The 11,804-nt window shown below is 50.7% G+C and carries 15 protein-coding genes; 6 read left to right on the top strand and 9 right to left on the bottom strand.

The window, feature by feature from the left end; all coding sequences use genetic code 11:
- Nucleotides 1-125: 125 nt before the first annotated feature.
- Nucleotides 126-425: a hypothetical protein gene (locus Q0Z94_RS09540; protein WP_298069137.1), complete on the bottom strand. Its 300-nt coding sequence runs from the start codon at nucleotides 423-425 to the stop codon at nucleotides 126-128.
- Nucleotides 426-534: 109 nt separating this feature from the next.
- On the opposite strand from Q0Z94_RS09540, the gene Q0Z94_RS09535 reads away from it, so the two are divergent.
- Nucleotides 535-795 carry a hypothetical protein gene (locus tag Q0Z94_RS09535; RefSeq protein WP_298069135.1) on the top strand — a complete coding sequence of 87 codons (261 nt, stop codon included), beginning with the start codon at nucleotides 535-537 and terminating at the stop codon, nucleotides 793-795.
- Nucleotides 782-1,105: a type II toxin-antitoxin system PemK/MazF family toxin gene (locus tag Q0Z94_RS09530; RefSeq protein ID WP_366517607.1), complete on the top strand. Its 324-nt coding sequence runs from the start codon at nucleotides 782-784 to the stop codon at nucleotides 1,103-1,105. The genes Q0Z94_RS09535 and Q0Z94_RS09530 overlap by 14 nt, the downstream gene beginning before the upstream one ends.
- 55 nt (nucleotides 1,106-1,160) lie before the next feature.
- Here Q0Z94_RS09530 and Q0Z94_RS09525 read toward each other — a convergent pair whose 3' ends face one another.
- Together Q0Z94_RS09525 and Q0Z94_RS09520 are read right to left on the bottom strand one after the other, a co-directional pair.
- Nucleotides 1,161-1,979: an acyltransferase family protein gene (locus tag Q0Z94_RS09525; RefSeq protein WP_298069132.1), complete on the bottom strand. Its 819-nt coding sequence runs from the start codon at nucleotides 1,977-1,979 to the stop codon at nucleotides 1,161-1,163.
- Between the two features lie 35 nt (nucleotides 1,980-2,014).
- Nucleotides 2,015-2,158, bottom strand: coding sequence for a hypothetical protein (locus Q0Z94_RS09520; protein ID WP_298069130.1), 144 nt, complete (start codon nucleotides 2,156-2,158; stop codon nucleotides 2,015-2,017).
- A gap of 60 nt (nucleotides 2,159-2,218) precedes the next feature.
- Between Q0Z94_RS09520 and Q0Z94_RS09515 the strand changes: the two genes are divergently transcribed.
- Complete coding sequence (locus Q0Z94_RS09515; protein WP_298069128.1) at nucleotides 2,219-3,424, top strand: site-specific integrase; 1,206 nt, start codon at nucleotides 2,219-2,221, stop codon at nucleotides 3,422-3,424.
- Nucleotides 3,425-3,432: 8 nt separating this feature from the next.
- On the opposite strand, the gene Q0Z94_RS09510 is transcribed toward Q0Z94_RS09515, so the two are convergent.
- The 5 genes from Q0Z94_RS09510 to Q0Z94_RS09495 all read right to left on the bottom strand — a co-directional run bounded on the left by Q0Z94_RS09510 (nucleotide 3,433) and on the right by Q0Z94_RS09495 (nucleotide 9,868).
- The gene (locus tag Q0Z94_RS09510) at nucleotides 3,433-3,738 is read right to left on the bottom strand and encodes a hypothetical protein (protein WP_298069126.1); all 306 of its coding nucleotides are present in this window, start codon (nucleotides 3,736-3,738) and stop codon (nucleotides 3,433-3,435) included.
- 18 nt (nucleotides 3,739-3,756) lie between these two features.
- A complete protein-coding gene (locus tag Q0Z94_RS11885) occupies nucleotides 3,757-3,969 on the bottom strand; it encodes a helix-turn-helix transcriptional regulator (protein ID WP_366517608.1) in 213 nt (70 codons plus the stop codon).
- A gap of 590 nt (nucleotides 3,970-4,559) precedes the next feature.
- On the bottom strand, nucleotides 4,560-6,674 hold the full coding sequence (locus Q0Z94_RS09505) for a methyl-accepting chemotaxis protein (RefSeq protein ID WP_298069124.1): 2,115 nt from the start codon (nucleotides 6,672-6,674) through the stop codon (nucleotides 4,560-4,562).
- Between the two features lie 12 nt (nucleotides 6,675-6,686).
- A complete protein-coding gene (locus Q0Z94_RS09500) occupies nucleotides 6,687-8,447 on the bottom strand; it encodes a methyl-accepting chemotaxis protein (protein WP_298069122.1) in 1,761 nt (586 codons plus the stop codon).
- A gap of 356 nt (nucleotides 8,448-8,803) precedes the next feature.
- Entirely contained in the window at nucleotides 8,804-9,868 is a 1,065-nt protein-coding gene (locus tag Q0Z94_RS09495) for a site-specific integrase (protein WP_298069120.1), read from the bottom strand.
- Nucleotides 9,869-10,122: 254 nt separating this feature from the next.
- Here Q0Z94_RS09495 and Q0Z94_RS09490 point away from each other — a divergent pair, with 254 nt between their 5' ends.
- The 3 genes from Q0Z94_RS09490 to Q0Z94_RS09485 are packed head-to-tail and all read left to right on the top strand — an operon-like array spanning nucleotide 10,123 to nucleotide 11,288.
- Complete coding sequence (locus tag Q0Z94_RS09490; protein ID WP_298069118.1) at nucleotides 10,123-10,485, top strand: transposase; 363 nt, start codon at nucleotides 10,123-10,125, stop codon at nucleotides 10,483-10,485.
- Nucleotides 10,415-10,936 carry an IS5 family transposase gene (locus tag Q0Z94_RS11880; protein WP_366517606.1) on the top strand — a complete coding sequence of 174 codons (522 nt, stop codon included), beginning with the start codon at nucleotides 10,415-10,417 and terminating at the stop codon, nucleotides 10,934-10,936. Before Q0Z94_RS09490 ends, Q0Z94_RS11880 begins: the two co-directional genes overlap by 71 nt.
- Nucleotides 10,929-11,288 carry a hypothetical protein gene (locus Q0Z94_RS09485; RefSeq protein ID WP_298069116.1) on the top strand — a complete coding sequence of 120 codons (360 nt, stop codon included), beginning with the start codon at nucleotides 10,929-10,931 and terminating at the stop codon, nucleotides 11,286-11,288. Before Q0Z94_RS11880 ends, Q0Z94_RS09485 begins: the two co-directional genes overlap by 8 nt.
- A gap of 149 nt (nucleotides 11,289-11,437) precedes the next feature.
- Here Q0Z94_RS09485 and Q0Z94_RS09480 read toward each other — a convergent pair whose 3' ends face one another.
- Complete coding sequence (locus Q0Z94_RS09480; protein WP_298069114.1) at nucleotides 11,438-11,581, bottom strand: hypothetical protein; 144 nt, start codon at nucleotides 11,579-11,581, stop codon at nucleotides 11,438-11,440.
- Nucleotides 11,582-11,804 lie beyond the last annotated feature (223 nt).

Here is an 11,804-nt window from a genome sequence, read left to right as displayed (position 1 = left end):
TCCCTACTGCTGTGCGCCGACCATGCGCGTGTAGAGGTCATCCCTTTCCTTATAGTTTCGGTCTCCGCCAGGCGTGATATTCAGCTCGCGCCGTTCGTTCAGGTAGTATTGCAGCGTCAACGATTCTAGCGCACTGTTGGTGATGTCCGCATAGTGGGTGACGTTCTGATCCGGAGCCTTACAGTAAGCTGTTCGCCGTGCTCTACAAAGTAGTTCGTACCCAGCTCCCAGACGTAATTGCCGAGGTTGATGCTGAAACCGATGCAGGCCGGAATCGCTGCCTGAAAGAAGGACAGCCCCTTTGAACCGCCGTGACTTGTACCCCGAGTATCCCAGTTCTGACCCTGAAAATTGTCCGGAATATGTTTGCCGGCATCGGTCGGGAGCAGGACTTCCGAAGTGGCGGGAAGGTCAGACGAGGCCATGACAGTCCTCCATGACGAAGGCGGGAATGGAAAGGTCTAAAAAATGCTTGGCGGCTGCATTGACTTTTGATATTGATATTGCTATCAATAACAAAAAAGGAGAGTAGTCATGCAAATGCTTTTTCGTATCCCTGATCCTCTGGCGGCCCGCTTCAAGCAGGCGGTTCTTCCAAGACAGCGCAGTGCCTTTGTGACAAAGCTGATAGAGCAGGCACTGCCCGAAGACGATGATCCTCTGTACCTTCTTGCCCTTGAAGTTGAGCGGGATGCCACACTGAACGCAGAAATGAGTGAGTGGCGTCAAGGGTTGATTGCTGACGGCATTCGCGGCCAGGAAGAGGTCGGAGGGCACATAGATGCGGCGTGGTGAAGTATGGTGGGTCAACTTTGATCCGTCTGAAGGAATGGAAATCCAGAAATGTCGTCCGGCCGTCATCCTTACGGTCAATGCCTTGAACAAGGCCAGGGGAACCATAGTTGTGCTGCCGTTGTCCACATCGGCAAAACCGCATCCTCCCATCGTGGTTTCTCTTCCTTCCCTTGGGAAAAATTCTGTCGCTGTATGTGACCAGCTTTGCGTTGCGGACAAAAGGCGTTTTGGTCGTAAAATATGCGACGTTTCATCAGGTGATATGGCCTTGCTGAATGAATCCCTGAAAACAATTTTAGGATTGCTGTAACACGGCAGGGCAGTATGCAATAATCCGTGCATGCAGGGGTGAACTTCCTCGCAGGTTAGACATCCGCACCCCGCACCGAAACTGCCGCTCTTGCCCTGGCAAAAACTCTTACGCACAATTCATAGAAAAGCTGCGCCAGCACGGCAAAGCCCATACACACCCCCATAATGATGAAAAGAATAAGAAATTCATTAAGCTGATGACAATGTATCAAAATATATTTTTTTAAAAAATGAAATGCAGGAAAGTGCAAAAGATATATAGGATAGGAAAGTGTTCCTAGATACGATAGACATTTTCTATTTATCAATGATGAAAAATACCCGAATTGATACAAAAATAAAACAAAAATAGCAATAAAGAGAATCTGAAAAAATACCGTTTCACCAGCAGGTTTATGGAATGACATGTATTGTATCCAGACACATAGAAGAGTAATTTCTATTACCGTAAAGAGTATTCTAAAAAGGCGGCAGTATAAAATTTTTGGCGGGGAAAAGGTCTTCAAGCAGTATCCCAGCAAGATTCCAACGCTAATTCCTCCAAGAGCCCTGACAACTCCATTGGTCAAAAACGGCAAACTTTTTATGGCAGCGGAAGAAGGAAAACCAGATTCAGCGCGTGATATAGCACAAAAGGCAAAAATTGCTATGATTGAACAGGAGAACAGCACATTTTTAGTTTTATAATTGGCCAGCATAAAGAAGAAGATCGGCAGGGTAAAAAAGAGGACGCAAATAAACCAGGAGGCATGGTTTGTAGGCCATGTTTTAATAAAGCCCATTCCGTGACTGATAAACATTAAATTCAGGGTATCTGGAATTATTTTAAATTCACCGAGAAGAATAACTGGGATATACGAAATCATCAGCATAGGCCAAAGCCGGACAGCCTTCTTTTTTATAAATGTCAGAACGTCTCTCTCTCTCTCTCTCTCTCTCTCTCTCTCTCTCTCTCTCTCTCTCTCTCTCGGTCACATATCGCCAGTAGTAAGAGATAAATAATCAATAAATTCAATAAATTATCTTCAAGATTTTTATCCCAAAAATCCATTTTGGATAAGTTCTGGATAAGCATCTTGCAGAAATAGATTTCACTGGCTATCCTGCTTTCATGCAAAGCACAACTAGCCGAAAATACATAAAAACCAAGTTCGAGGGCGTTTTCTGCCGCGAGTCCGCCAAGCGTGATCCGCGCACAGGCAAGCCCGATCTCATCTATGCCTTCTGGTACGCTGACCACGAAGGCAAAGGCCACTGGAAAACCGTCGGCAGACACAGTAAAGGCATACGCCCATCCACAGCCAGAAAAGAGCGGGCAAAATTCCTTGCCGAGTTTGAGGCCACCGGCGTCAATCCCATTGAACGGGATAAAATCACCATCGGGGAGATCGTTGATGCCTACCTTGCCTGGGGCAGAAGCGAAGGAAAGTATGTTGACCAGCATTATAGCCAATACAGCGCCCATCTCAAGGCCAAAATTCATGCTCTCCCTGTCGTTGAACTGAACCCGAATCTGCTTTCCAATCTCAAGGCGCAGCTCCTGAAAACGCCTACCGGGAATACAAAGCGGAAAAAGGGCGCAGGAAGTTCCAACCCCGGAACAGGGAAGCGGAAAACACTGGCCGGGCAGACCGTGAACAATATCTTCTCGTTCATGCGTTCCGCCATAAACCGTGCCATCGCCACCGGCGTATGGAATGGGGTCAATCCGCTGTCCACCAAGGGCGGCACATGGAAGATGGTCAAGGCCAACAATGAAAGATTGCGCTTCCTGACCAAAGAAGAGGCTAAGGCTCTTCTGGACGATCTCGAAAAGCGTCATCCGCAGTTGCACGACATGGCCTTGCTCTCGTTGCGAACGGGCCTCCGGCCCACGGAGATTTTCAAGCTGCGTGGGCAGGACGTGGATGCCAACGCCTGCGGCCTTTATATCATTCAGAAAGGGGGAAAACGTGTCTTCGTCCGTGTACCGGAAGATATGATCCGGATGCTTCAGGCGTACAGGCGCAAGCCAGTGGAACCCATCTTCCAGCAGCCCCGCAAAAAGGTGGCGTTTGAGAAAACGCCCGCCTGCTTCCAGACCGCCGTCAGAAAGCTCGGACTGGCTCCGAAAGACGGTGACAGCTTGTACGCAGTCACCCTGCATACCATGAGGCATACTTTTGCCTCCTGGCTGGCGCAGTCCGGCAAGGTCACGCTCATGGAGTTGCAAAAACTCATGCGCCACAAGAATATCACCATGACGATGAGGTATGCTCATCTGTTCCCCGGACAGGAAAACGAAAAGCTCTCCATCATAGGGGATATGCTGGCCTGAAAAATCCATCATCTTGATTCCGAAGTTTGGATACGTCCAGAGGCAATATACTTTTCCAGTACAGCGCGTTCATAGAAGACGCGCCTGCCAAAGGTCGTATAGGCTGGGCCGATACCTTCCTGACGCCAGTAGGCGAGCGTTTTTTGGCGAATGCCAAACTCCCTTTCCACATCCTTGGGAGCAAGCAACTTTTGAGGAGGGCCGTTAGAAGTATTTCGGGTATTCTCATAAACGGCGAGTTGCACGGCTTCCGTAATAAGGGGAAATAGTTCTTCCGGCGTGGAAATGATAATAGTACGTCCGTCAGCTTCCATGAAACATCCTTGAGAATATTACTCAGCGTATGTCCCGTAATATTTTGCAACCAATTCCAGTATGGAATTACATCCATTTGCCATGAGCATTTTTTCTCTATGCCGCCGGACGCCACTTCGTGTGATTTTCAGGCAGTTGGCGATTTCTGTGGTACTGAATCCGCCGAGAGACAGTCGAAATACTTCCGCTCCGCGAGGTGTAAGTTTTATGGGGTACTTGGGGTAATCCATCATATCCCCGATACAACGCATGATTTCTATCGTAGTATGCACAGAAAACTTTTTGCGGATACGAGAAAGATGCAGGTGTATAAGTTTGTGTGATGTGTACAGTTCATGAGAAATTTTTTTTTGGTGTTGTACCTTTCATCAGTAGATTGACAACATCTTGTTCTTTCTTGGTCAGTAGCTCCAACATAACTTCTCCTTATTAATGGCTAAGACAGACTCAAAAGGGATTGAATCGTGTGTAGCATGGAGAAATCAGGCCGGGCAGTGGCCAATTTATATACTTCTTAAATTTTTTAAAAAATTAAATAAATCAACTGAATGTGTGGTTGATGTTGTTAAATAAGGGCTGATTGTGGGCAGAGAAGAATCAGAAAGCCTCAAGAGGATCCGTGTTTCACTTGGGGTAGATATCCAGTAATCGGCTTTATTCTTTTCGCATTGTGCGAAGGGAAAGGATAGGATATAAGACGAAGTACACAGGAGCTTCTTTTTATTGACCGCCTGCGCTCGGCGCGGCCAAGCCGAAAAAGGTGTACTCCCTGAGGGAGCACACCTTTTTCGGTTACCAGCAGTAGGATGTCCAGAGTCCGTTATGCTTTTTTCATTTCCTGGATCAGCCCGGTAAGGGACTGCGCCTGCGCGGCCAGATCAGCCACGGCCTTGGCGGCTTCCGTCATAGAGCTGGCTGTTTGCCTGGACATGTCGTTGACCGTGATGATGGAACGGTTGATTTCCTCGCTGGCGGCGGACTGCTCCTCGCTGGCTGTGGCGATGGCCTGGATCCGGTCAAAGGTGTCGTCCGCCGTGCTGACAATTTCCCGCAGGGCCGCGCCGGACTGATTGGCCAGTTCCGTGGCGTCAGAAATTCGCGACACCGCGTTGTCCATAGCCTCCATACTTTTGGCAGTGCTTTCCTGAATAACCGAGATGGCGTTGCCTACATCCTGGGTGGAGGACATGGTTTTTTCAGCCAGCTTGCGCACTTCATCGGCCACCACAGCGAAGCCGCGCCCGGCATCACCGGCCCGCGCCGCCTCAATGGCGGCATTGAGCGCCAGCAGATTGGTCTGATCGGCTATATCGGAAATAACGCTCATGATCTGAGTGATAGCCTGCGCATGGGCGTTCAACTGCTCCATCTCTTCTTTCAAATGAATGGATACGTTCTGAACTTCGCCGATGCTCCGCACCACTTCGTGCACAACCTGTGCCCCCGCTTCGGCTCTCTGCTTGGTGTCGCTGGAAGCGCCTGAGGCGTTGCTGGCATTTTTGGCGACATCCTGAACCGTGGAGTTCATCTCGTTCATGGCTGTGGCCGCTTCGGAAAGATGCCGCGCGGACTCCGCGGCGGTTCTGTTCGATTGCTCGATCTGGGAGGAAAGCTCCGTTGAGGCAGAGGAAATGATATCCACCATACCTTCCAGTTGCCCGGCGGCGGCCAACATGCCTTCCCGCTTGGCGTTTTCAGCCCTGCGGGCAGCCTCTTCCGCCCGGCCCATGGCTTCCCTGGCTTCTTCCATGGCTGTCTGAGCCTCCCGGGATTTTCTCTGGGCCTCGTTGATATTCTCCTTCAGGCTGGTCACCATCTGGCGCAAATCATCCGCCAGCATGCCGATCTCATCAGTGCCGTGTATATCCAGTTTTTTTTCCAGATCGCCGTCGGCAACAGCCTTGGCGAAAGCCTGGGTGACCACCAGAGGCTTGACGATCATCCTGGTGATAAAAAGGGAGGCGCCGATGCCGAGAACCAAGACGCCGATCAAAATTATGATGGTCTGCGTTGTGGAAGCGCTCAGCGTTTCCGCAGCCCTGTTCACCTCATTTTGGGTGTTGTCGGCAACAGCCGTGCTCAGACTGAGGGTCTGCTGTTTCAGGGAATTGTACAATTCAAGCCTGTTTTTGGAATGTTCCCTCAGTTGCTTGTGTATTGCCTGCAATTGTTCAATTTGCTTGCCCATACCCTGTGAGGCGGCGATGGACTGTTCCAACAGGTCGCTATATTCCCGCCTGTCAAATTTTCCCCGCAACTCCTCAAGGTGTTTAATGACGACCGCGCTTTTCTCTCCAAGTTTGGAAAATAGCGCCTCATCATTCATAGTCTGGGCGACCAGCGCGTCCTTGATGAGATTGCCCACATCCGTAAGGTCAGCGGAAACAGTGGACATATACTGCGTAAGTATGGCGGCCTGAGAGCCCTGCCCCGCTTCCATGAGAAAACGGGAGTCTCTGCCGAGAGCAGCGATCAACTTTTCCAAGCTCACTTCAGAGGCCTTACCCGCCCGCAGTCCGGCAACATTGTTTTCCTGAATGCTTTGAATCAAAACAATACATGAACGCATAACCTCCAGATATGCTTCCAGATCTTTGGGAAATTTGTCCAAAAAAACGCCTGTATCTGGATATGGATGTTTATTTTGCAATTCTTGCAGTCTTATAATGTCATCTTTAATAATCTCATTTTGTCTTTCAAGTTTTTCGATATATTCATCACTCTTGTATGTCTCGAACATGAAATACAGTCTGGCATATTCCAAAATATCGCTTTCCAAAGAAGACGCAACAGTAAAACGTGGAACACGATCTTTGCTGATATTTTCAGACGTTTTTACTCCATCCTGCATTGCACTTATAGCAAGATATCCCAGCACAAGAGTCAATAACAGGATAATGCAGAATCCACCACTGATTTTCTTTCCCACAGTCATGTCAAACCTCACTTAGGCTGTTTTCATATCCCGGATCAACTTCATAAGTCTCTGAGCCTGAGCCGCCAGATCGGACACCGCCTGGGCGGCCTGAATCATGACCTCCGCAGTCTGGCGGGATCTGTCGTTGGCCTGAACAATGGACTGGTTGATCTCCTCGCCAGCTGCGGACTGCTCCTCACTGGCCGTGGCTATGGCGTTGACCTGATCACTGGTGACTTCCGCGGTGGCCACGATTTCCTGCAAGGCATGACCGGACTGATTGGCCAGCTCCGTGGCCTCGCCGATACGTTCCACAGCGTTGTCCACACCGGTCATGCTTTTGGCCGTGCTCTCCTGAATGGCCTTGATAGCGTTGCCCACATCCTGGGTGGAGGTCATAGTCTTTTCAGCCAATTTGCGCACCTCGTCGGCCACCACGGCAAAGCCGCGCCCGGCCTCTCCCGCACGGGCCGCCTCAATGGCCGCGTTGAGGGCCAGCAGGTTGGTCTGGTCCGCGATGTCCGAGATGACGCCCATGATCCGGGTGATATCCCGGGCGTGCTCGTTGAGCTGAGCCATGTCCGCCTTGAGGTCCAGGGACAACTGATGAACTTCTTCGATGCTACGCACGGCCTTTTCCACCACCCGCGCGCCTGCCTCGGCCTTTTCTCTGGTTTCAGCGGAGACGGCGGAAGCGGAACCGGCGTTCCTGGCCACTTCCCGCACGGTGGCGCTCATTTCATTCATGGCCGTGGCCGCTTCGGACAGGCGATTGGCTGATTCGGACGCGCCTTGGCTAGCTTGCTCAACCTGGGTGGTCAGTTCAGTGGAGGCGGAAGAAACGATATGCACCGCATCTTCAAGATGCCCCACGACGGTAAGCATGGCGTTATGCCTTGCTGTTTCCGCTTCGCGCTGCGCCTCCTCTGTTCGTAATAGCGCCTCTTCCACCTTGCGGGAACTTGCCTGTGCCGCCATCGCTTCTTCGTCAGCCCGGCGCAATGCCGTCACCATGCTGTCGACCATACGCCCGGTACACGAAGCCAGCCGCCCAATTTCATCTTTTCTGACGGTGTCGCAATCGAAATGGGCACTATACTCACCGGCGGCAACTTTGTCGGCGTACGTCGCAAGCCTGATAATAGGCGCTGTCACTGTCCGCGAAATGACCAGAAGGATCACCGCCGTCAGAATAATACCCAAGCCGCCTGCCAGGCCCAACTCGACGAGAGAATGATATTCGGCGATCCGCATCTGTTCGAGGCCGGCAGCCTTTTCCTTCCGCATGGCGTCATTCAACTCGGAAAGAAGTTTTTGCACTTCTCCGAGACTCCGCAAGGAAACATCCATATAATACGCTTTCGCATCATGGAACTTGCCTTCGTTTTTCAAATTTCGGATAACATCGGCAGACATATGCAAAGCGGCATGTGGTTCATCCATTTCGCTCAGAATTTTACGTAACTGCGGAAAACGGTTTTCAACGGATTTGCGGTCTTCTCCGTAGTACCACTTGCCCAAAGTACACTTATGGTGATCCACTTGAATATCCAATTCCTTCATATCTTCGTCAAAAATAAAGCGCTGCAATGAAGTAATCCATTTCAAGTGGTCAATCTCGCGTAGTAGCATGATCGTCGAAATCGTTTCAGTTTCATTGATCGAATTGGTTCCCCGAACCAAGCGGTTGACGGTTATGTATGATGTAACCATGAGGCCGCAGATGACAACGAGCAAGGTTCCCATGAGAAGAGCAATCTTCCTGGATATTGGTAAATTATTCCAAGTCATTATAATCTCCTTTATTCGTGGATTACCACTCTCTTCAAGGGAAATTTGAATTCTTCTGTCAGCAATACTATCGACAGGCACACTGTCGATTTTTTGCGGAAAAAAGAAAAACCAGAAAGCTATAACCTGATGACTTTACAAAGTTTTTTCAGGTCCAAAATATGGGAACTTTTTTCCAAAAACAGATATTGCCAACAAGCCTACCCTACTATATTGATTTTCTAAACATCATCGACAGTGTGCCTGTCGATGAGCAGTCCGCACATGTCCGAAGACAGCCCGACAAGTCAGAAGGCACCCAAAGTTACCCAGAAAAGTCTCCATCCCTCCTTTTTCATTTACGGTTGGCTATCTTTTCATGGGGCACGTTGTCCTGTTTCCTTGTATCCTCTCCCTATGCAATCAGGGTGCGCCGTTTCCCAAAAAGGATTTCTCCCGGCGGGAGGAAGAAAAAGGCCCTGTCCGCTGTTGCCGCGTTTGGACGGGATGAAAAAGCAGCTCACTGTCTCAGTCGCCGCCAGCAATGACGCCTGCCCCAGATGGGCATAACGCATGGTGGTTCGCGGATCGCCGTGCCCCAGCAGTTTTTGCACTTCATAGAGAGAGTGCCCCGCATTGACCAGAAACGAGGCGAAGGTGTGCCTCAAGTCGTGAATACGCACATCGGCAAGTCCCAATTCCCGCCGGAGTTTGTTCCAGAACAGATAGAGGTCGCTGAGGGGCTTTCCCGGAGCACGGCCGGGAAACAGCCACGGATTGCCTGGCTGGCGTGGAATGGCGCGAATAACCGCTATGGCCTCGTCGGACAGCGGAATATGGCGCGGCTTGCCGGACTTGGACAGCGGCACGGTGAGCAGGCGCTGATCCAGACGGACATGTTCCCAGCGCGCTTTGAGGATTTCGTTTTTGCGTGCGCCGGTCAGCAGAAGCAGGCGGATGGCAAAGGACTCCTGCCGGTCGCTTTTTTCCAGCGCCCGCATGAGCCGTTGTGCCTCATCCCGCGAGAGGTAGCGTTCCCGCTGCGCGTGGATTTTGAAAGGCGAGACTCCCGTGCATGGGGATTGTCCTGCGGGCAGAAGACCACGCATTACGGCCAGAGAGCAGATTGTCTTGAAGGCCGCCAGAATACGGTTGCAGGTGGCCGGAGCCAAACCGCTGGACGACAGTCCGTGCAGCCAGTCTTCCACTTCGTGACGTTGTATGTCGGCAAGTTCCCGCGCTCCGAACGTCGGGGATAAATGCTGCCGCGCAATGCGTTCATCCACGCTCCAGCTCCGTTTGCGCAAGCGGATATGCGGCAGGTAGACAGATGAAACAAAACCATCAAAATTGAAGGTGTTGCGCTCCGGTTGCCCGCTGTTCCTTTTGACCGGCAAAGACGGCGAGCTTGCGGAGGAAACTGACGGACGGCGGCGAACCATGCGGCGTTCTCCTGATAAAAGATTGACGATGGACCATAAAACTACGGCAAACCCGTATAAGCCGCATTGGGGTGTTTGCGCCGGTTCCGCATGGGAAAAGAAGGACGGCCTGTGTCATGTTTTTCTCCTGTCCTGTTGAATTGTTGTATACTTGCTGAAAGCATACGCTATTGAAGGTTTTATTCCGGTAACATAGAGCTTATTAAGAGGATGTCCGGCATGTTTTTTGATTTAAAAAAAGGTAAGCTCGTCTCATGAAACAGACAGATTTTCGTGATGTGCCTGAGGAACTGTGGGAACGTATCGAGCCCCTTCTTGCACCATTCAAGCGAAAAAGAAGTGGCGGCGGCAAGCCGATTTCACAGCGCATAATTCTTGCCGGGATTCTCTACAAATGCCGGAGTGGATGCCAATGGGCCATGCTTCCCGCCTGCTATGGCGCAAAAAGCACTGTCCACGAGCACTTCCAACGCTGGAGCAAAGCCGGTGTCATGGCGGAGATTTTTCGTATATTCCTTGCGGAATATGGGGAAAAAGTCGGTGTAGATGCCCAATGGCAAGCTATGGACGGCACCTTGCTGCAAGCGCCGACGCGCTCTCAAAAAATCAGCGGCTGAGGGGCTCGGACGCAACCCGACGGACAGAGGACGAAGCGGCGGCAAAATCCATCTTCATGTGGACGGTCAGGGTATTCCGTTGGGAGTGACGGCCACAGGCGCCAATATACATGACAGCCGCCTGATAGGAGAAACCCTGAAAAACTTTCGGAAAATGGGTGGCTGGTTTCTGGGGGCTGAAGTTCGACACCTCTGTCTGGACAAGGGGTATGATTATCCGCGAGTCAGCGAGGAAGTCTATGTTAACGGATTTGAGGAGCATATCCGCAGCCGTTGGGAAGAAGTCCGTGAACGCCGGAGCAATCCTGCCCGCCGTTGGGTAGTGGAACGGACATTCGCCTGGTCGAAGGGATTTCGGAGCCTACGCACTCGCTACTGTTGTTACCTCGTCAATTTTATGGGGCTGCTTTACCTTGCTCTGGCCTGCATTCTTTGGAGAAAACTTGCATAGCAAGGTGTATGCCGGACATTCTCTAAGGAAAAAAGAAAATATTTTTGAATCTGATTCCATAAATGCTCTTGCTGTGAAAGTTTTTTGCTTGTATTCGCTCTTGATAAAAAAGAGAATGCCGTGTGAAGATTTTTATCGCACGGCATCTTTTTTATGTATGAGACAAGAGGGAATATTATATCAAAGTCAATGCGATGATACATCCTCCCGACGCGATGCAGGCGATTGCCGCCAGCAGGAATTTACGCCAGACCCGATTTTCTTCGGAGAATTTTTTTGCGGCGAGCATCCCGAAAAAGATGCCGCAGCAGAGGCAGATTGCGGCCAGAATGATTCCCGCAGGCATCCGTAACAGGGCGGGCGGCTGCACCTGCCTCGAACCAAGCCGGAATCCGACCCACAGCAGGAGACTTCCGTAGAGCAGCAGTAAAAAAGATGCGGCGGCTCCCCATGTCATCCATGTATGGATATGATATGATATTTTCGAGACAGACTTTCCGCCTATTTCACTACGCTTTCCGCCAGGCGGCTCTGCGCCAGCGCAACCTCTTTTTCCGAAGCCTCGGCAATGTCCTCAAAAATTCCGGATGTGACGGCGCGGATTTTCTCCGGTAGTTCCTCATAATAAATGCGCGGATATTCCATAGCCGCGATGATGGCCCAGAGCGCGTCATTCGGACCGATGCGTAGAGTATCCTATATCCGTTGCAGGCGTTCTTTCTCCCCGTTTTCGAGTTTCCGCTCCAGCAGTTTTTCCAGAATGTCCGTGGTTTCCTTATCCATGACTACACCTCGTTGTTGGGCATCATATTTAACGGATTTTGCTTCATAAATTTGATACCTCATTTTTTTGATTATTTGATGTGTC

Source organism: uncultured Mailhella sp. (assembly GCF_947631555.1).
Lineage (GTDB): Bacteria > Desulfobacterota > Desulfovibrionia > Desulfovibrionales > Desulfovibrionaceae > Mailhella.
This window is presented reverse-complemented; position numbering and strand designations above follow the sequence as displayed.

Bases quoted from the DNA above. Each gene is read 5' to 3' on its own strand.
- Q0Z94_RS09540 (WP_298069137.1), bottom strand. From the start codon at position 425: ATGGCCTCGTCTGACCTTCCCGCCACTTCGGAAGTCCTGCTCCCGACC.
- Q0Z94_RS09535 (WP_298069135.1), top strand. From the start codon at position 535: ATGCAAATGCTTTTTCGTATCCCTGATCCTCTGGCGGCCCGCTTCAAG.
- Q0Z94_RS09530 (WP_366517607.1), top strand. From the start codon at position 782: ATGCGGCGTGGTGAAGTATGGTGGGTCAACTTTGATCCGTCTGAAGGA.
- Q0Z94_RS09525 (WP_298069132.1), bottom strand. From the start codon at position 1,979: ATGCTGATGATTTCGTATATCCCAGTTATTCTTCTCGGTGAATTTAAA.
- Q0Z94_RS09520 (WP_298069130.1), bottom strand. From the start codon at position 2,158: ATGGATTTTTGGGATAAAAATCTTGAAGATAATTTATTGAATTTATTG.
- Q0Z94_RS09515 (WP_298069128.1), top strand. From the start codon at position 2,219: ATGCAAAGCACAACTAGCCGAAAATACATAAAAACCAAGTTCGAGGGC.
- Q0Z94_RS09510 (WP_298069126.1), bottom strand. From the start codon at position 3,738: ATGGAAGCTGACGGACGTACTATTATCATTTCCACGCCGGAAGAACTA.
- Q0Z94_RS11885 (WP_366517608.1), bottom strand. From the start codon at position 3,969: ATGGATTACCCCAAGTACCCCATAAAACTTACACCTCGCGGAGCGGAA.
- Q0Z94_RS09505 (WP_298069124.1), bottom strand. From the start codon at position 6,674: ATGACTGTGGGAAAGAAAATCAGTGGTGGATTCTGCATTATCCTGTTA.
- Q0Z94_RS09500 (WP_298069122.1), bottom strand. From the start codon at position 8,447: ATGACTTGGAATAATTTACCAATATCCAGGAAGATTGCTCTTCTCATG.
- Q0Z94_RS09495 (WP_298069120.1), bottom strand. From the start codon at position 9,868: ATGGTTCGCCGCCGTCCGTCAGTTTCCTCCGCAAGCTCGCCGTCTTTG.
- Q0Z94_RS09490 (WP_298069118.1), top strand. From the start codon at position 10,123: ATGAAACAGACAGATTTTCGTGATGTGCCTGAGGAACTGTGGGAACGT.
- Q0Z94_RS11880 (WP_366517606.1), top strand. From the start codon at position 10,415: ATGCCCAATGGCAAGCTATGGACGGCACCTTGCTGCAAGCGCCGACGC.
- Q0Z94_RS09480 (WP_298069114.1), bottom strand. From the start codon at position 11,581: ATGGAATATCCGCGCATTTATTATGAGGAACTACCGGAGAAAATCCGC.